Below are 19,504 nucleotides of genomic sequence, written 5' to 3'. Positions count from 1 at the left end.
CTTCACGAAGGGAAGCCGGCACATCCTATACCTTTGCACATGGCAACAAACTCCTCTTCCCGCAATTTCATCGAGGGACTGACGTTTGACGACGTGCTGCTCGTCCCTGGCTATTCCGAGATCCTCCCCCGCTCCGTTGACATCCGCACCCGCCTCACCCGCGACATTACGCTGAACGTGCCCCTGCTGTCGGCAGCCATGGACACCGTAACGGAGGCCAAGCTGGCCATTGCCCTGGCCCGCGAAGGCGGCATCGGCATCCTGCACAAGAATATGACCATAGAAAAGCAGGCCGACCAGGTGCGCCGCGTGAAGCGCAGCGAGAGTGCCATGATCCTCGACCCGGTGACCCTGCCCACCACCGCCACCATCGGCGATGCACGGCGCATCATGAAGGAATACGGCTTCGGCGGCATCCCCGTGGTGGCCGACGGCGGCACCCTCGCCGGCATCCTCACCAACCGCGACCTGCGCTTCCAGGAAGACATGAGCCGGCCGGTGACCGAAGTAATGACGAAAGAAAACCTTGTGACCGCCCCCGAAGGCACCGACCTCAAAAAGGCCGAGGCCATCCTCCGCCAGACCAAGGTTGAAAAGCTGCCCGTCGTTGATAAAAACGGCAAGCTAATCGGCCTCATCACCTACCGCGACATCCTGCAGGTGAGCTCCTTTCCCAACTCCGCAAAAGACAGCCTGGGCCGCCTGCTCGTTGGCGCCGCCATCGGCGTTACGCAAGACATTATCGAGCGCGTTACGGCACTGCAGTCGGTAGGTGTTGATGTGGTGGTGCTTGACTCGGCCCACGGACATTCGAAGGGCATCATCGATTCGCTCAAAAAAGTAAAAGAAGCCTTCCCGCAGCTCCCGGTGATCGCAGGCAATATCGCCACCACCGAAGGCGCGCTGGCCCTTGCCGAGGCAGGTGCCGACGCCGTGAAGGTGGGTATCGGCCCCGGCTCCATCTGCACCACGCGCATCGTTGCGGGCGCGGGCGTGCCGCAGCTTACGGCCATCATGCAGGCGCATGCCGCGCTGAAGCCGAAAAACATTCCCCTCATCGCCGACGGCGGCATCCGCTATACCGGCGATCTTGTGAAGGCGCTCGCCGCCGGCGCCGACTGCGTGATGATGGGCTCCATCTTCGCGGGCACCGAAGAAAGCCCCGGCGATACCATCATCTACGAAGGCCGCAAGTTCAAGGAGTACCGCGGCATGGGCTCGCTGGGCGCCATGTCGGTAGGCTCCTCCGACCGCTACTTCCAGGACCCTGAGGCCGACGTGAAGAAGTTCGTGCCCGAGGGCATCGAGGGCCGCGTGGCCTACAAAGGCTCCCTGAAAGAGATCGTATACCAATATGTAGGCGGCCTCCGTGCGGGTATGGGCTACTGCGGCGCCAAAGACATCGAATCGCTGCAGTCGGCCACCTTTGTGAAGATCACCAACGCGGGCATGCGCGAGAGCCATACGCACGACGTGGAGATCACGCGGGAGGCGCCGAATTACAGCCGCAAATAACCTCACCCCCGGCCCCTCTCCGGAGCGGAGAGGGGTGACTCTCGGGAAGAGGTATTACTGTTTGGAACAGTCTTATGTTGATCCAAATACTAAAAGAGCGGATGCTATAGTCATCCGCTCTTTGCTTTTGAAATTCAAATAGCAGAAAGTTTCATACAATACTGAATGTCCAACAGAGGCACCCCTCTCCCCCAGGGAGAGGGGCCGGGGGTGAGGTCGGCGTAAAAATTGCCCCAAGCGGTTCATGCGTGTCGTTCATTCCTACATCGCCCGCGGCTGGTATATTCCGGAGGGCGCCACCGCCATCCTCCTGGGTACCTTTCCCAGCGTGCTCATCCGCGAAGCATTCGGCAGGATCCGGCCCGAAGACGTCGACTTTTTCTACGGCAGCAAAGACAACAATTTCTGGCGCGACCTCGCCGTCATCTACGGCCGGCAACTCGACCAGGAGCGCACGGAGAAAGCGATCGCGCAACGCATGGAGCTGCTCGACGACCTGCGGCTCGGGCTTTCCGACGCCATCTTTGCCTGTCATACAACAGGAAGTGCGATGGATACCGCGCTCCAGGATATCGAGCTCAATGAACAACTGCTGCAGGACCTTGAACTGCATCCATTCGTCAAACGGCTTTACTTCACTTCTTCGTCGGGAAAGGTGAATGCCGAGACGCTGACGCTGCGGATGCTGCGTGCCTCGGGACGCCTGTCGGCGATGAAGATCGTGCAGGAACGCGGGCCGCGGCGGCGCACATTCAGTTACCGTAGTTCTACGGGCGCAGCGCGCGTCATCGAAACGGTGAGCCTTTATTCGCCGTCGCCGCTGGCCGAGCAGTGGGGCAGTCTCACACCGGAAAAAAGAAGGGCACAATACCGTGCCTGGCTCCCGGCCCTGTGAGCTGCGCCGGCCGCGATCGGCCATGCAGGGTACATCCCCGGGCCACATTCATCAGGGATTTGCGCCGCCCGCAGCCGGCGGGCCGGATACCAGGGCATTTCACCCACCAAGCCAGGGTTTTCAAGCACGATATTTGACCCTGAAATAAAGCAGTCGTGTTTGTTTCGCGGTGGACCTCCGGATGACATACTACTCATCTAAAATGTGTTTTATGGACCAGCCTGTCTATGTCCGTGCCACCCGGGTTACCAAAGCCCTTTTCCTGATACTTTTTGTACTGATCGCCGCCAACCTGTTTGTAGAATTCCGGCAGCCGCCCGGCGCCGGGGACGTCCGGGGCTGGCAGCGGATCTTCTCGCTCGACGGTGAGCGCAACGTGCCCACGGCCTTCAACGTGTTCCTGCTCCTTTTTGACGCGGCGCTGCTGCTGCTGATCACCCGGCAGGTGGCAAGGGGGAAGCGCCTGAAAGGCCTTCCCTGGCTGATCCTTACGGTGGGATTCGTAGTAATGGCGATGGATGAAGCCTGGACCCTGCACGAAGAGCTCATCGGGCCCATCCGCCAACGGCTTGGCAACAAACACCTGGGCGTCTTCTACAATGCCTGGATCATCCCGGGCATTGCCGTTGCGCTGCTGGTGGGACTGAGCTATATCCGCTTCCTGGCGGCCCTGCCGCAGCGCACGCGGATCGGCTTTATCGTCTCCGGCATTGTTTACCTCAGTGGTGCACTCGGTATGGAAGCCCTCGATGGCTACTATCTCGAAACGCACGGGAAAAACTTCTACTACAGCCTCAGCACCATGCTCGAAGAGGGCCTCGAGATGTCGGGCCTGATCCTGTTCAGCTATTACCTGCTGGATTATATCAGCCAGCACTACGGTACCATTTCCTTCACCTTCACCCGGGGCGCCTTTCAACGGATACTCTCTCCCAGGATTTCACCGGAGTCGAGGCCGGTGAATGGCGGCACTTCGGTGACGCCGCCCCTGCTCCCCGTGGCGGGCCGGAAAGACCTGAACCAAAAACGCCAATAAGCGGGAGTGCGCCCCATTGCTTATTTTCGCGCCATGCGCAACCAACTGTCCCTCGCCCTGCTGCTGCTGGCAGGCGTCTCCTGCAAGAAAAACGATACGGCTTCCCTCGGCGGCATCGTATGCACCGATTGTGTTACCGTCAGCGGCCAGGTAACCACACCGCCCACCGGCGCGCCGGTGCCCGATGTGCTGGTCCGCGCCGGCACCGTCGCCGGCGCCAACAGCATGGAGCTGGCCAGCACCCGCACCGACGCCAACGGGCGCTATTCCTTCCAGATCGACCGGGGCTACCTCGCGGGCGCGGGCGCGGGCGTGGTGCTGAGCGCTTCAAAGAACGACTTCCTCACCAACGACTTCGACACCGACGATGTGGCCATCCTCAGCACCCCGTCGGGCAACGTGCTTCAAAAAAGCTTCCTGCTCTACCAGCAGGCTACCGTCAACGTGCACCTCACCACCGCCGCGCAGCCCGCGGGCGCGATGATCCTGCAGAAGCGTAGCTTCAACGCGCCGTCGCCACTGGGCTTTGCACAGACAACGGCAATGATCCGTGCCGACCGAAACCTCGACACCACCTTCCGCATCATCACCGCCGGCGGTGTGCCCACCTACCTCGAGTTCAGCGGTGCCACCACCCGCCGCGACACCGTGACGGTGGCCCCGGGCGGCAGCGTTCTGGTGCAGGTGAACCTGTAACCACTTCTTTACACCACCGCACTGCATAAAAAAGCGCCCCGGTCCGGGGCGCTTTTTGTTTCCAGTATTTCTACGATCAGGCACCCGGCTCCGCCTCGGCGGCGGCAATGCCGGCACGCTGGGCAAGGCGGTTCCGAAAATCAGTGCGCAACTCATTCACCCGTTCGTTGACGGACCTCCAGGGCTCCGCCCACTCGGCATCTTCCCCATAAAGCCCGATGCGCCGCACCAGCGCGTATTGTGCCTTGCTGGCCTGCTGGCGGAGGCGCTTCAGTTCGCCCGCCTGCTCAGGCGCCCGCTCGTCGCCACGCAACTGGAATGCCTGCCGGACCGCGCTATTCGATCGCTCCAGCGCATTGATCCAGGGTTCCACCGGCAGTAAGCCCACCAGCGGCGCCATGTCGCGACCGCGTAGCTCCGTGACGATCTTCTCTACGGTGGCCGACTCGGTCAGGATATCATCCTTGCCGATCTCCCCGGCGGTACCGTGCGCCGACAGTTTTTGAAAAACTTTCTTCGCCGCATCGCGGATGGCGGCATTCTCCGGATGACTGCGAAAATGCCCGATGATGCCGAACAGCGCAGCCAGGCAATCGTCGCGGTTACCATCTTCCTGGACGATGATGTCCGTCTGTTCCGACCGGGGGTCGCGTGCATAAGCTTCGCGGAGGAGCCCGGCGACCGTTCGTACCTGGGCCCGAATGACGTCATAGCCACCGGGAACGCTGGCTGAACCGGGATCGGACTTGGCAAGCAACAGGTCGAGGTATTCGATTGCTTCACCGTTACGCAATGCGTGGAAATTGAAAATCTGCTTCATAAATAGCTGGTTTTGGATGAACGTTTCTTCAATTTAGAAAGTCTTTCCGTAACTATAAAGCTTTGCGGCCGGTAAATTTATTTCCTGGGTAGTATGGACAGCGCCACGCGCAACGCGCGCAGGTTTCGAAACGGTGTGTTTCCTTTCCCGAACGGCGCGCCGGATCAGTCAAAGGGTTTGGACAGCTCCGCGCGCGAAGCGGGACAGGATCCAAACGGTTTGGCCAGCTTTGCGAATGACGCGCGGTACTGTCCAAAGTGTTTGGACGGCGTCGCGCGGAGCGCGCGGTAGGAGTGTAAGTAATTGACTGCCTCCGCGCGTCGGCCGGGATTCTTCCCACATCTCTGCCCCTTTCCGGGGGGATCGGATCGCGATGGCCGCGCGGGGCAGCCGATTGGTGAGAGGATCAGCATCCCGGATTTTTGATTACATGATTTAAGATCATATGAATACATGATTACATGAGGGAAGGGAAGAAGTACGAGGGGTGATGCAACCTACCTCTTCAATCATGTATTCATGTAATCTGTGATCATGTAATCTGCCCTCGACTCCCTGCCTTTAGAGAAGGGGCCAGAGATGGGTCGGGCCCGGGCCGGAGTTTCGCTAACTTGCCGCAAAACTCACCATCACGTTGAAGCGCCTCCTCCCGACACTGTTCCTATTCATTCTTTCACTTACCGCCGCCGCCCAGGATACCTGCGGGCTCCGCATCACCCTGCTCACCTGCTCGCCGGGCGAAGAGCTCTACTCCACCTTCGGACACACCGCCATCCACGTGCAGGAGGCTGCCACGGGCACCGACATCGTGTACAACTATGGCACCTTTCCCTTCGACGACCCCGACTTCTACATGAAGTTCGTGCGTGGCAAGCTCCCCTACTACCTGTCGGTAGAACCCTTCGGCGGCGAGTGGGGCTTCGAGGATATGTACCGGAAGGAAGGCCGCGGCATCGTGGAGCAAGAGGTGCTGCTTCCCTGCGCCCAAAAGGGCGCGCTGCTGCGCGCCCTGCAGGAGAACGCCCTGCCACAGAACCGCGCCTACCGCTACGATTTCATCTTTGACAACTGCACCACCCGCGCCGGCGCCATGATTGAAAAGGCCGCGCCCCAGCCGGTGCAGCGCACCCGCATCATACCGGCCGACAGCAGCCACGCGCCTACCTACCGCAACCTCATCACCGAATACCTCGTGCGCGGGCGGCATCCCTGGAGCAAGCTGGGCATCGACCTGCTGCTCGGCGCCCGCCTCGACCGGCGTGCCAGCAACACCGGTGCGCAGTTTCTTCCCGAAAAGCTGCTGGCCGGCTTCACCGGTGCCACGGCGGCGGGGCAGCCGCTGGTGGGCCCGGCGCGGCCGCTGGTGCCCGCGCGCCCGCAGGACACCGCCTGGGGTATCACCCCGGGTATCGCCTTCGGCGCCCTGCTGCTGCTGATCGCCGTCCTGAGCTTCGTGCCCGCGCGCGGCGTGCGTGCCTTCCTCCGCGTGTTCGACTTCGCGCTCTTCCTGCTGGCGGGGTTCGTGGGCATCCTGCTGCTGTTCATGTGGTTCGGCACCGACCACTACTGGTGCGCCAACAACTGGAACCTCGCCTGGGCCCTGCCTACCCACGCGGTGGCGGCGCCCTTCCTGCTGCGCGAGCGGCGCTGGATGAACTGGTACCTGCTGGCTACGATCATCATCGCGGCGGGCGTGGTGCTGGGCTGGCTCTTTCTGCCCCAGGAATTAAACGTGGGCTTCCTCCCGCTGGTCTTACTGCTGCTGCTGCGCGCCTGGCTCATCATCTTAAAACCCCACTATAATGCCCCTGCTGCAACACCGGAACCGAAAGCTGCACTACACCACTAACGGTGCCGGCACCCCGCTGGTGCTGGTGCACGGCTTCGGCGAAGACGGCCGCGTCTGGAACGGGCAGGCCCCGCTGGCCGAGCACTGCCGCCTCATCATCCCCGACCTGCCCGGCAGCGGCGCATCAGAAACCGGCGACGGCACGATGGAGTCGCTGGCGGAAGCCATCAGGGCCGTGCTCGACGCGGAAGGGGTTGGCCAATGCATCCTGGTGGGCCATAGCATGGGCGGCTATGCCGCGCTGGCCTTTGCCGAAAAGTGGCCCGGACGCCTGCTGGGCCTCGGGCTTTTTCATTCCACCGCCCGCGCCGACAGCGCAGAAAAGATCGCAACGCGGCAGAAAGGGATGGAGTTCATCAAAACGAACGGGGCAGCGGCTTTCCTGAAGACGAGCACGCCGGCCCTGTACCACCCGGCAAACAGGGACACAAAACCGGAGCTTATCGAAAAGCACCTCGCCGAGGCAACGACATCGGCGGCTGATGCGTTAATAGGATACTACGCCGGCATGATCGCCCGGCCCGACCGCACCGCCTTGTTAAAAGAAGTCAAAATACCCGTTTTGTTTGTGTTGGGCAGGGCCGACAATGCCGTACCTTTAAGCGACGGGCTCGCCCAATGTCATATGCCTTCGATCGCGCAGGTGCACCTGCTGGAAAATGCGGGCCATATGGGGATGCGGGAGTGCCCGGAGTTGTCCAACAAGTTGCTGACCGATTACGTCCGATACATTAACCAGCGCACTGCTGCCGAATGAAAAAACTCCTTCTTTTCCTCGTTCTGACATGCTGCTTCGCACAGGTCCATGCCGAGCACCTGAAGGGTGGATTTTTTACCTATCGCAATACCGGCCAGCCGGGAAGCTCTCCCGGCACCATCCGTTATGAAGTGACGCTGACGGTGTATATGATCTGCATTCCCGTGGGCACGACCGACCCGCGGGCCTCGGCAACAGTGCCCGTGACTATTTTCAATGCATCGACGAATACGGAGATCAATACGATCGACTTTCCGAAGATCAATCAGTATAAGATCGGCAAGTCTGTTCCGGAGCCCTGTGTCACCAACACCCCGCTCAATTGCTATTATGAAGTGTTGATCTACCGTTCAAACGTTGACCTGGCTCCTTCTGCCGGCGGGTATGTACTTTCCTACCAACGCTGCTGCCGCATCATTGGAATCTCCAACCTGCAGCCCCCGTCGAACGCCGTCGGCAATACATACTCGATCAATATCCCCGGCACCAACCTGCATCCGCTCGGACCGACCAATAGCAGCAGTACCTTCCTCACCAATGATACCGTGGTGATCTGCCGCAACTCTTTCTTTCGTTACTCCTTCCAGGCGACCGATCCGGACGGGGACGAGTTGCACTACTCGTTTTGCGATGCCTGGGTTGGCGGTGGTCAATCGACCGGGCCTGGAACGGGCCCAAACACCGCTGCGCCCAACCCGGCAGCGCCGCCCCCTTATCCACTTGTCAGTTATGAAAACGGGTTTTCGGGCACGACGCCACTGGGACCCCAGGTTACGATCGATCCAAACACGGGCGTTATCAGCGGCATTGGTCCTGAAATCGGCGAGTATGTGATCACCGTATGTGTGGAAGAACGCCGCAACGGCCGCACAATTGGCTTCAACCGTAAAGAGCTGCATGTTAAGGTGGCCGACTGCTCCGTGGTGAAAGCGACACTGGATCCGAGCTATGTCAACTGTAACGACTTCAACGTACAGTTTTCCAACAACAGTCCCAATGGCGTGCGTACTTCCAGCTGGGACTTCGGCGTGCCCGGTATCAGCTCCGACACTTCGAGTCTCGCCGCGCCTCCCTTCAGCTATCCCGACACAGGTGTTTATATGGTGAAGCTGGTGGTGAACCGCGGCGACCAATGCGCCGACTCGATGACCGCGCCCGTGCGCGTATTCCCCGGCTTCTTTACCAACTTCAACTGGAAGGGCGTCTGCGCCAACTTCCCTACCCGCTTCTTCGACAGCACCACAACGCGCTACGGCGTGGTGGACAAGTGGAGCTGGGATTTCGGCGACCTGACGACCGGTGCGGATACCTCGCGGCTGAAGAACCCGACCTATACCTATCCCACGCCGCAGCCTTACATGGTGCGTATGATCGTGGGTACCAGCAAGGGCTGCCTCGATACGGTGGAGAAACAGGTGTTCATCACCGACAAGCCACCGCTTGCCATCCCGGCGCGCGACACCCTCATGTGCAGCGGCGACACGATGCAGCTGCGCGCGGTGGGCGACGGCCTTTTCAGCTGGACGCCCAACACGCGGATGCTGAACGCCAACACGGCGACGCCGCTGACCTGGCCTACCGTTACCACGACATACACCGTCAGGCTCGACGCCGACGGTTGTATCGCCACGGATACCATGCAGGTGCGGGTGGTAAACCTGGTGACGCTGCGGATGCCGGCCGACACCACCATTTGCCTTACCGATACGGCGCACCTCTATGCCTTTTCCAATGGCTTGCGCTATTTGTGGCGCCCGAGCCTGGAAACGGAAGAATCGAGAGAAGTGGACCGCTTTGTTGTACCGACGCTGGCCATCAACGACTACAAGGTATACTCCCGCATCGGGCATTGCATCGACAGCGGCATGCTGCGCGTACGCACGGTGCCCTACCCGAAGATCACGCTCATGGGCGATACGCTGATCTGCTTCCGCGCCTCCGTGCAGCTGCAGGCATCGCACAACGGCACCTCCTTTGAATGGAACCCGAAGACCTGGCTGACGAATGCCAACACGCTGACGCCGGTCGCCCGCCCGCCCGATACCACGATGTACGTGCTTACCGTGCGCGACACGCTCAGCGGCTGCCCCAAGCCTTCCTTCGATACCGTGGTGGTGAACGTGACGCCGCGTATCCACGCCAGCGCCGGCAACGACACCGCGGTGATCGCCGGACAGCCCCTGCAGCTGCAGGCCACCGGCGGCGTACGCTACGAGTGGACACCCGGCACCGGCCTCAACCGCACCGACGTCGCCAACCCGATCGGCTTTTACGACATCGACCCCGAATACATTCAATACTTCGTGCGCGTCTTCGACCCGTATAATTGCGTCGACTCGGCCTGCGTGCGGGTACGTGTGTTCCGCACGGAGCCCAGCATCTTCGTACCCACGGCCTTTACCCCCAACCATGACGGCAAAAACGACGAGGTGAAACCCATCGCGGTGGGTATGCGCACCATCCGCTTCTTCCGCATCTTCAACCGCTGGGGACAGCTGGTATTCGAAACCACCGTCAACGGCCAGGGCTGGGACGGCACCATCAAGGGCAAGGAACAGAACACCGAAGTGTACGTGTGGGTATGCGAAGCCGAAGACTTCCGCGGCGCGCGGTATTTCCGTAAAGGAACGGTGACGCTGATCCGCTAGGCGGATCAGCGAATATCGAATATCGAGCAAGGAATATCAAATATCGAAATGACGAAGCCCCGGCCTATGGTCGGGGCTTTGTATATCAGATGCTCCAAATTCAATTTTCAAAAGAGCCAAACCTTGAGACTTAAACATTGAAAATCGATTATTGAATATTTCCCTTCTTCAATATTCGTTATTCGATATTCGTTATTCAAATAGTTTCGCGCCATGTCCAAGACCATCTTTATTACGGGTGCCACGTCGGGCTTTGGCGCCGCCTGTGCCGGGATCTTTGCGGAGAACGGGCATCGTCTCGTGCTCAACGGCCGCCGCCAGGAGCGGCTGGAGGCGATTGCATCCGACCTCAGGGCCCGCTTCGGCACCGACAGCCTCCTCCTCCCCTTCGACGTGCGCGACCGCGCGGCGGTTACGGCAGCTATTGAAAGCATGCCGGCCGGATGGCGCGATGTGGACGTCCTGATCAATAACGCGGGCCTCGCCCTTGGCCGCGACCTCTTCCAGGATGCCTCGCTCGATGACTGGGACCAGATGCTCGACACTAACGTGAAAGGACTGCTCTACGTTACCCGCGCCCTCGTGCCGCGGATGCTGGAGCGCCGCCGCGGGCATATCATCAATCTCGGCTCGGTGGCCGGCAAGGAAGTGTATGAGCGCGGTAATGTGTACTGCGCTTCCAAGTTTGCCGTTGACGCGCTCAACCGCTCGCTCCGCATCGACCTGCTGGCCGGTGGCATCAAGGTAACGGGCATCCACCCCGGTGCTGCCGAAACGGAATTCTCACTTGTTCGCTTCAAGGGCGACACCGACACGGCGCAGAAGGTATACCAGGGCTTCCAGCCCCTTTCGGCCCGCGACGTGGCCGAGGTGATCTATTACACCACCACCCTGCCGCCGCATGTGTGCGTTAACGACCTCGTGCTCACCTGCACCGCCCAGGCCGACGCTTTTTATTTTCACAAGGAGCCATCCAAATAGCCGGGCTTAGCGTCTCTGCTACGCATGAGCCTGTTGTACAGCTCATGCAAGGATCCTGTTAAAATACCCGCCCCTTGCGGGGTTTCATCGAAAAGTGCGGAGCGTCGGCCGCCACATATGATAATTTTATGCAACACACCTACTTAACCAGGTCCGACATGAAAAACCTATTGTTCGCCTTTTTCCTGCTGCTGGCCGGCTTTGGCGCCGGTGCCCAGGAAACCATCCGGTACAAAGAAAACTTCGACCCGTCCATCAAGCGGCAGGCCGACTCGCTTCGTGAGCTCTACTTTAAGGCCGGCTTTATCCTGATGAAGGAAAACTCGGTGAATATGGAAAGCCAGTACGAGTTCCCCGTGATCGTACCCCTGAAGGCCGGCGAACCCTATCATTTTGTTTTCATCGGCGATATGAGCTCCAAGCTCTACGAGGTGCGCATGTATGACTGGAGCGAGAAGCAGGTGTTTTACAAAAAGCACATGTGGGGCGATATGGACGGCAACATCATCCAATATCCCTACACTTCGGGGCAGGATGAGTACCACATGATCAAGGTGCTGCAGGTGAACAAGGCGAAGAAAAAAGACCTGCCCGGCTACGTGATGTTCTTCCGCCGTACGCACAGCCAGGAAGAACTGGAAGCCCAGGCAAAGAAATACGGGATGGCGATGCCCGAAACGCACGCGGTAGCGCAGGTGGCCGAAGACCCGAAACTACCCGAGCCGGTAAAGAACGATTCGACACCGAAAAAGAAAAACAACTACGACCAGTACCTCGAGAAAAAGAATTAACCGATACGAAGGCCGCCGCAAGGCGGCTTTTTTATTTCCGGTGCCGAAGGCGGGATAGAGAAAGAACACTGATCCCGCGAGCGGGATACGCAGATTTTTTTATGATTTATGCGGATGTTGGTACCGATATCCGCTCTCATCATAACAGATCATAAAAGATCTGCGTTCTTTCTCTCGCTCCTACCTACGAAAAAGCCCCTCACTCGAGGGGTTTTTCACTTATTAACCATTAACCATTTCACATGTTAAGGCGCGAGCGACACGCGGATCTGGACGCCGCCGCGGGTAGTACTCATCGGGGCCGTGGTGGCCAGCTTGGGGATCACCTTGTTGTTCTCGAAATAGAGCTTCACGTTGATACGGTTGTTGAGCACATAGTCGATCGTGGGCGAGAAGCGGACAACCTTCTGGCCGGCGGCCGGGTAGGCCGTGTTCTGATCGAGCTTCGAGTTGGCCGTGGCATCATCGCGGAGGCTGAAGTCGAAGCGGAAGGTCACGTCGTTGTCGAGCTTCTTGCCGCTCTTGCCGATGCGCAGGTTCTGCAGGAAGGGCACGCCGCGCTTGCGCCAGTTGAAGCCGAAGGTGTACTCGGTAGAGCGGTTCTCGGCCAGCTGGTAATCGGTAAGGCTGAGGCTCAGCATACGGCTCTTCTTGAACTCAAACCGGGCCGACAGCTGGTTGGTGAAGGTCATATCGGCCTCGATCAGGGGCTGAAAGCGCTCGTCGATGGTGACGTTGGGCACCAGGAAGTACGGGATATAGGAATTGCGGCCCGCCGTGGTATCGATAAAGCGCGGGAACCCTACCTGCAGCGGATCCTGGAAGAGCAGCGAGGTGTTGAAGTTATTCATGCCCAGCGTGCTCTGGTAGCCGTGGCGGAGGGTGAAGTTGGTAAAGATCTTCTCCAGGGGCTTCAGGCGCGACAGGCCCGAATAGCTGATCGTCCAGTTCGGCTTCGGAATGAGTGCGCTGAAGGGGTTCGATTTGATGTTCGGATTGCTGCTCCTGAACACGGCCACGCTGTTGGGATCCTTGTCGGTATAGGCAGCGATAAATGCCGGGATCACCACATCCTGCGCATAGCGGCCATAGCCGGTGGCGAAGCCGTCGGCGCCGATGGTGCCACCATTTTGGGCGAAGTAGGGGTTCTGTGCCGCCAGACGTTGCGACAGCACCGAGCGGTAGCTCTCGAACTTCCGGAAGGTCTCCGACACCTCGTTGGGGTCGAACTTCGTGAACAGGGTCTGGTACGAAATGTACGACACGTTGAAGGCACCGGCCGCGGCGGGGTTGAAGCGCTCGAGGCCTTTGTTGTCGGTGGTGCTGGTGTCTTTAAACAGCTCCGAATAGTTTTTCTCGAAGCTCTTGTCCCAGTTCACATCGATGGTGAGGTCGCGGAGGGGCTGCAGCTGCGCGGTGATGCGCAGGGTCTGCTTGTAGCGTTGCTGGATCAGCTCGTTGAAGATGTCGCTGCGGGTGAGCAGGCCCATCGCGCCGAGGCGGTTGATGTCGTTGGTGTCGGGCTGGTAACCGAACATATACTTCCAGCTCGGCGAGCCGGGGCGGAAGTTGGCGCCGATACCCTGGGCGCTGTCGAGGAAGCCCGGAAGCACGGTGCCCATATCGGTGTTGTAGGCGATGCCTACCCGCTTCACCGATGTAGCGAGGCCAATGAGTGCTTTGGGGAGGAAGCCCAGTTGCTTCGGCTCGGCCTGCTGGGCGCGGCGGGCGCTGTCGCGCGCGTTGCGCGGGCGTGCAGGCGCGGCACCACCGCGGCCCGCATTGCCACCACCGCCGGACGCAGCCGGGTTGAGCGCGTTGCGCAGGAAGCGGAACTTGTTATACAGCTGGTCGAAGTTGAGTTCGGCGGTGTAGTCTTTCGTCTGCCCGTTGAGCAGCTTATTGCCGAAATCGAAGCCGTTGGGATCGATGGAGCGGGCCGCCAGCGAGGAAGCGATCCAGTCGTAACGCGCCGTATAGGCCACACGGGCACTGGTCCAGTCGAGGATCGGGAACTTGGTGGTGGGCAGGGTATACGACAGCGTACCCACCTGCGAGTAGTGCGTGGTACGGCCACCCTTCCAGAAGTTGTTCTGCACGGTGTCCTTCTTACCCTTGGTGTCGATGCGGCCCACGGGCTCGTCTACGATGGCATTGGTGGTGGAGTTGAAGTCGAGCAGCAGCGACTGCGTCAGCTGCCAGCGCAGCGTATAGTAGCGGTCGAAGGTGAACTTCTTGTCGTAAGTCTCCGGCAGCTTGTAGTCGTTGTCGGCACCCACGTTGCGCGGGCGCAGGGCACCGAACTGGCGGAACACGTCGGCCTTCACTCCGATATTGGGCTTGTAGTTGAAATTGAAATCACGCACGAAGGCGAGCCAGGGCGAGCGCGACTTCACGATTCCTTTCAGCGGCGTCAGGTACTGGGGCTGCGGTGCATAGCTGTAGCCCACGGCGGCGCGGGTGCGCTTCACGTCGTCCAGCTCGATGATCGGGTTGGACGCCTGGTCGTGGGTATAGGAGAAGTTGAGGTCGATGTTGGAGATGTCCCAGGGCTGCGTCGGCTTGCCATTCATCTTGTTCTTCCTCACGTTGGTGAAGTTGACCGTCTTGATGGTGCGCTGATCCACCGCGTTGCTGCGGATTGAGTCCTTCATTTCCTTGGGCGAGTCGTTCAGCTTTTGCTTCAGCTTGATGTCGAGGTCATAGGGATCGTACTCGGGGGTGGCCACGGCCTTGCTGTAGCCAAGGTATACCGGGATCTGGAGGCCGGTGCTCTTGGGGAGCAGCTTGCCGAGGTCGAGGTTGGCGGCAAGGTCGTACTGGTAAAAGTCCTCGCGGGTGCGCTCGTTGGCGCGCTGCTCGAGGGTACCCCAGCCTTTCGACTTCACCGAGCCGGCGAGGCTCAGCGTGCCGAGGTCGGCCATGCGCAGGTCTACGCGGCCGAGGGCGGCATAGGCGCCCTGCTCGTCGATGCGCGAGAGCCGCAGCTCGTTGAACCATACTTCGGCGCATACCGGCTCGATCTTCTCGTTGCGCACCGCCAGCATCATACCGCGCACCTCGCCGAGGTTGGGGTTACCAATGATGGAGAATATCTGCCCATCGATGGTCTGGGTAAAGAATTTCGAGGGCGAGAAGTTGGCGCGGTTGCGGGCCTGCTTCACCTGGGTCAGCTTGTCGAGCGCGAGCTCGAGGGTGTTGACCGAGGGCCAGATCTGCTCGGGGTTGGACGTATTCCACTGCGTGATCCTGAGCGGGATGCGAATCTGGTAGTAGTTGCTGGAGAAGTCGGAGCCGATGCGGATGATGGCGCTCAGGTCGCCGTCCTTCAGATCGGTGCCCGAGGGTCCGTTGCTTGATTCGGCGTGGATGAAGAGCGACAGGTTGCCGTACTGGCGCAGGTCCATGTTCATCGTCTTGAACACGCCGCGCGCATCTTTCGGCTGCATCGCACACACCTTGAGGCTCAGCGACTGCTCGTTCTGCAGCAGTTGGGTGTTGTTGTTGGAGATCTGCTGCTGACGCTCGATGCCCGGCGGTGTTACGTAGGGGATCGGCTTGCGCTGGTCGTTTTCTTCGAGGTTCACGGCAAGCACTTCGGCGGAGGTGCCCGGGTTGGCGAAGGCAGCCAGGTTGCCGGTGCTATCGATGTCGTAGTTATAACGGCGCCACTGGTTGCGCACCAGCTCTAGCTTACCGAAACGGGCCACCAGCGTATCGTCGAAGCCGGTCATGAACATCCGGATGAAGCGGATCGATTTGAAGTCGGGGATATTGCCCACCTTGGTCTGCCACTGCTGCACCGGGATGCGGAACAGGTACCAGGTTTCGTTGCGCGGCGCGCTGTTGTCGGCAGGACGCACGGTCACCACGCGCTTGTCGGTGATGAAGTTGGTGCCCACCGACATATTGGGCTTCAGCTCCACGCGGTACTGGAAGTACTCTTCCACTTCGTTGAGCGTGTTGTCGCGGTTCAGTTCTTCCTGGTCGGGATAGAGGGTGAAGGCCTGCGAGAACTCGTCGGCACGGGTAGCCACGGGCGAGTTGCCCTGTGGGTTGTTGATGTTCTTGTAGCGCTCGAGAATGCCGTTGTCGGAAGTGAACGAAGCGTCGCGGTAATGTTTGAAGTTGTCGTTCGACGGGTCGGCCTGCACCTGCTGGCGGGCGGCGGGGTTGAGGCCGCCCAGTTGCGTCAGGTAAGGTGCGAACTTGCGTTGCTCGGCGGAGTCGGCGAGACCGTCGAAGCCGACGTCCTGGAAGGGACGGTCGGCCGGATCATTCGAGAAGGCATTGGTCACCTGCTGCGGGTTGCGCGGCACGCGGCCCCAGACGGTCTCGTCGGTGAGGATGGCCGGCTGCGAGGGCGTCGGCAGGCCGTTCTCGTATTGACGCTTGCCATCACGAAGCACGTCTTCCGAAATATTACCCAGGTTGAAATAGAGGCTGCCACCGGTAGCATTCGGTTTGAGGGTATAGGGGTCCTGCACCCAGAACTCGATGAACTCCACGTTGCCGGTCTCGAAGTCGGTCTGGTCGATGGCGCGCATGATGCCGCCCCAGGACTGTGCCGGCGTGGTAAGGCGGTTGTTCTGGTCGATGCCCGTTACCCGGTAGTTATAGGGTCCTTTTTCATTCGGGTAGAAGGCCATGTCGAAGGTGGTGAGAATGCCCTGGCCGATGTCGAGCGTACGCTTCGGGAAGATCTCGTTCTGGAACACCTGGCGGGTTTCCGGCTTCGACAGCTCGCGCAGGTTGGAGCGCAGCGGGTTGTTGCTGTTGGTCTTTTCCTGCAGCACCGGCTCGATATTGTACCAGGCGAGCTTGGCGCGGTTGTCATTATAAGTAAGGTCGTTGCTGCGCTCGGCCTCGGGGAAGAGCAGGTTGCCGAACTGGTCGCGCGATTTCTGCGGCGTGGAGGCGAGGGTCCAGGAGTTGATCGGGAAGCGCAGGTCGATGGAGGAGCGGGTGCCCTCGAAGTCGTCGATATATACCTGGCCGGCGTCGCCCTTGCCGATCTGCGGGGCGTGGCCCGGCTGCAGGTAGGCGGCCTCGCCGTAGGCGGTGATGCCCGACATGGCCTTGGTGTTGTAGAAGGGCAGCTTGTTAAGCAGGCGCGTCAGGCGCGGGATGTCGTTGGTGTAGTTGAAGTCGACACCGTACATCGTGTTGCGGATCGGGTCTTCGCCGTACTGCTGCTTGGTGAAGAAGGGCCGCTCCGACAGGCGCACCACCGTGCCGCCCACCGTGAGGTGCTTGGAGGCGAGGTAGTCAAGCCGCATCGCCAGGTAGTTGCGCTGCTGGAGGCCGAAGGTGGCGTTGTTCTCAAACTGTATTTGTACGGGTATGCCGCTCTGGATGATGGCGGGGTTGATCACGTGGAGGGTGCCGAGGTCGTAGTTGATCTCGTAGTCGACGCCTTCCTGGAGGATGCGGCCGCCGGCGGTAGCTGTAACCGATCCGCGCGGGATGTTGAAGCCCAGCTGGTAGTCGACGTTGTTGGCCTGCTTCGATTTGCCCACCAGCTTGTAGCGGTTCAGGTTGGCATAGGTCTGGGCGATGGCCTTGATGGTATCGTACAGCGGGTAATAGATATAGCGTTTCCTGATGGTATCCGGCGCGTTGGAGGGCCCGTTCTCGAATACGTATTCGAGGTCGCGGCCGAAGGGCTCGAGCACCGGGAAGATGATGCGGCTCTGGCCCGATACCACCGTCACGCCTTCGATGAAGTCGAAGACGCCGTTGGGTTGCGGGTCGTTCTGGTTGTTGAGGCGGTCGAGGTTGACCAGCTGCAGCAGCGGCACCCCGCGGTAGGGTCCGCGCACCGTGGGCGTGATGGTGGCCGGCACGGGTGTGAACTGCTGGAAGGTGTCGTTGAGCGGCAGGTAGCGCTTCTCACCGAAGGAGGGCTGTTCGTATACGACGTCGAGCTTGAAGTCCTCGCGCTGGAGCGAGCCGTAGCCCACGGTGTACACGTTCTTCATCATGAGGCGCCAGATGGGCAGCTGCGAGCGCTGCGAGGTAGCCTTCAGCAATTTGAGGAAAAGCACCTTTTGCGAGTTGCCGCTGGAGTCGGGCGGCACGTCCTGCGAGAATTCACCCACCTGGTAGCGCTTACCGTTGTACGTGTATTCGTAGGCCACGCCGAGCACTTCGTCGGGCAGCAGGGGCTGCGCCAGCGAGATGTAGCCCAGCTCGTTCTGGAAGGTGAAGTCCTGTCCCGCCTGCAGCTTGCGGGCGAAGGTCTTTTCAAAGTCCTGCACCGGCGCAAAGCCCAAAGCCACCAGCGAGCTGGTGGCGGTAGAGGAGTTGCGGGCGCCGGGACTGTTGGTGATCAGCGAGTAGGTGGGACCGTTGATGTTGGCGGTGGGAACGCCGCTGTTGCCGAAGGAGCCGGTGCCCGGCTCGCCGAGGTCCATGAAGGCTACGATGTCGCGGGTGTTGGTGGTGGCGCCGGTGCGGTTGGTTACCCATACTTCCACGCGGGTTACCTGCACATTGGAAGTCACGAGCGGCAACTTCTGCAGCCACTTATTATAATTAAGGCGGAAGAAGTGACCGAGCAGGAAGTGGCGGTTCTCCTCGTATTCGTCGGCGCGGATGCTGAAGGGCATGGTGGCCGCGGAGCCCTGCATGTTGGCGCTCTGGCGCTGCGAGCGCTGGTTGGCCATCACCCCGGTTACGTACACCTTGCCGAACTGGAGCTGTGTTTTCACACCGAACAGCGACTGGGCGCCCGGGATGAGGGTGCCCTTGGAGGCGAAGTTGACGTTACCGGCCTGCAGCAGCTTGAGGATCTCGTCGTTCTTGCCCTGGTAATCGAGCTTGAGCTGGTTTTCGAAGTCGAACTGCGCCAGGGTGTTGTAGTTGATGGGCAGGTTGATCTTGTCACCGATCTTGGCGTCCACCTGCAGCTGCGCGTTCATCTGGAAGTCGAAGCCCCCGTTGCGGCGGGCGCGTTCCGGGAGCGTGGGGTTGTTGACCTTCTGGCCCTGGTAGCCGGCGGCGATGTCGACGTAGCCCGTGGGGTTGATGGACACCTTGCCCATGCCGGTAACGCGGTTCATCCAGTCTTTGGAGAAGCCGAAGTTGGGGCGGGCGCGACGGTTGTTGAGGGCATAGAGGGTATTGGCGCGGCGGCGGAAGTATTCGTTCTCGTCGTTGCGGGCCTGCATGCGCAGGAACTCGGCCTGCGTCATCGTGGTGGGCGTACGGAAGTAGCGGCCGCCGATGCGCTCCACGATATAGTATTGCTTCGTTTTGGGATCGTACTCGACGGAGCGCTTCACGTAGGCGGTATCCTTCAGGTCGAAGGGGTTGCGGTAGCCGCCGCTGAGCGCGTCGGTGCGGCGGTCGCGGATAGGATAGCGCAACGTGTCAACGCCCTGGGGGCGGGTAGTATCGGTTGTGCCTTGCTGAAAGATCTCGGGGGTGCGTGCGGAAGCGGTGCCCACGAGGGCAAGGGGTAGGATGGCTGCCAGCAGCCAGCGGGCGATCGTCATCTGTCGTCGGTTCAAGC

The 19,504-nt window shown here is 60.3% G+C and carries 11 protein-coding genes; 9 read left to right on the top strand and 2 right to left on the bottom strand.

Annotation, left to right across the window (positions count from 1 at the left end; all coding sequences use genetic code 11):
- The first annotated feature begins 39 nt into the window (after nt 1-39).
- The 4 genes from guaB (at nt 40) to EPD60_RS13435 (ending at nt 4,142) form a co-directional block, all read left to right on the top strand.
- The gene (guaB, locus tag EPD60_RS13450; protein WP_131450043.1) at nt 40-1,515 is read left to right on the top strand and encodes an IMP dehydrogenase; all 1,476 of its coding nucleotides are present in this window, start codon (nt 40-42) and stop codon (nt 1,513-1,515) included.
- 244 nt (nt 1,516-1,759) lie between these two features.
- A complete protein-coding gene (locus tag EPD60_RS13445) occupies nt 1,760-2,410 on the top strand; it encodes a uracil-DNA glycosylase family protein (RefSeq protein ID WP_131450042.1) in 651 nt (216 codons plus the stop codon).
- Between the two features lie 211 nt (nt 2,411-2,621).
- A complete protein-coding gene (locus EPD60_RS13440) occupies nt 2,622-3,446 on the top strand; it encodes a multidrug transporter (RefSeq protein ID WP_131450041.1) in 825 nt (274 codons plus the stop codon).
- 33 nt (nt 3,447-3,479) lie between these two features.
- Nucleotides 3,480-4,142, top strand: coding sequence for a carboxypeptidase regulatory-like domain-containing protein (locus tag EPD60_RS13435; protein ID WP_131450040.1), 663 nt, complete (start codon nt 3,480-3,482; stop codon nt 4,140-4,142).
- Between the two features lie 76 nt (nt 4,143-4,218).
- Here EPD60_RS13435 and EPD60_RS13430 read toward each other — a convergent pair whose 3' ends face one another.
- A complete protein-coding gene (locus tag EPD60_RS13430; protein ID WP_131450039.1) occupies nt 4,219-4,962 on the bottom strand; it encodes a DUF6261 family protein in 744 nt (247 codons plus the stop codon).
- Nucleotides 4,963-5,596: 634 nt separating this feature from the next.
- On the opposite strand from EPD60_RS13430, the gene EPD60_RS13425 reads away from it, so the two are divergent.
- The 5 genes from EPD60_RS13425 to EPD60_RS13405 all read left to right on the top strand — a co-directional run bounded on the left by EPD60_RS13425 (nt 5,597) and on the right by EPD60_RS13405 (nt 11,988).
- Nucleotides 5,597-6,811 carry a lipoprotein N-acyltransferase Lnb domain-containing protein gene (locus tag EPD60_RS13425; protein WP_165871544.1) on the top strand — a complete coding sequence of 405 codons (1,215 nt, stop codon included), beginning with the start codon at nt 5,597-5,599 and terminating at the stop codon, nt 6,809-6,811.
- The gene (locus tag EPD60_RS13420) at nt 6,765-7,568 is read left to right on the top strand and encodes an alpha/beta fold hydrolase (RefSeq protein WP_131450037.1); all 804 of its coding nucleotides are present in this window, start codon (nt 6,765-6,767) and stop codon (nt 7,566-7,568) included. Before EPD60_RS13425 ends, EPD60_RS13420 begins: the two co-directional genes overlap by 47 nt.
- Complete coding sequence (locus tag EPD60_RS13415) at nt 7,565-10,216, top strand: T9SS type B sorting domain-containing protein (RefSeq protein ID WP_131450036.1); 2,652 nt, start codon at nt 7,565-7,567, stop codon at nt 10,214-10,216. The genes EPD60_RS13420 and EPD60_RS13415 overlap by 4 nt, the downstream gene beginning before the upstream one ends.
- A 213-nt stretch (nt 10,217-10,429) precedes the next feature.
- A complete protein-coding gene (locus tag EPD60_RS13410) occupies nt 10,430-11,197 on the top strand; it encodes an SDR family NAD(P)-dependent oxidoreductase (protein WP_131450035.1) in 768 nt (255 codons plus the stop codon).
- Nucleotides 11,198-11,355: 158 nt separating this feature from the next.
- Nucleotides 11,356-11,988, top strand: coding sequence for a hypothetical protein (locus EPD60_RS13405; protein WP_131450034.1), 633 nt, complete (start codon nt 11,356-11,358; stop codon nt 11,986-11,988).
- A gap of 245 nt (nt 11,989-12,233) precedes the next feature.
- Here the strand turns inward: EPD60_RS13405 and sov are convergent, their stop codons facing one another.
- A complete protein-coding gene (gene sov / locus EPD60_RS13400) occupies nt 12,234-19,502 on the bottom strand; it encodes a T9SS outer membrane translocon Sov/SprA (protein WP_131450033.1) in 7,269 nt (2,422 codons plus the stop codon).
- Nucleotides 19,503-19,504 lie beyond the last annotated feature (2 nt).

Origin of the sequence: Flaviaestuariibacter flavus (assembly GCF_004337505.1) — a bacterium.
GTDB classification, from domain to species: domain Bacteria; phylum Bacteroidota; class Bacteroidia; order Chitinophagales; family Chitinophagaceae; genus Flavisolibacter; species Flavisolibacter flavus.
The sequence above is the reverse complement of the archived record's forward strand: the minus strand, read 5'-3'. Positions and strand labels throughout refer to the sequence as shown.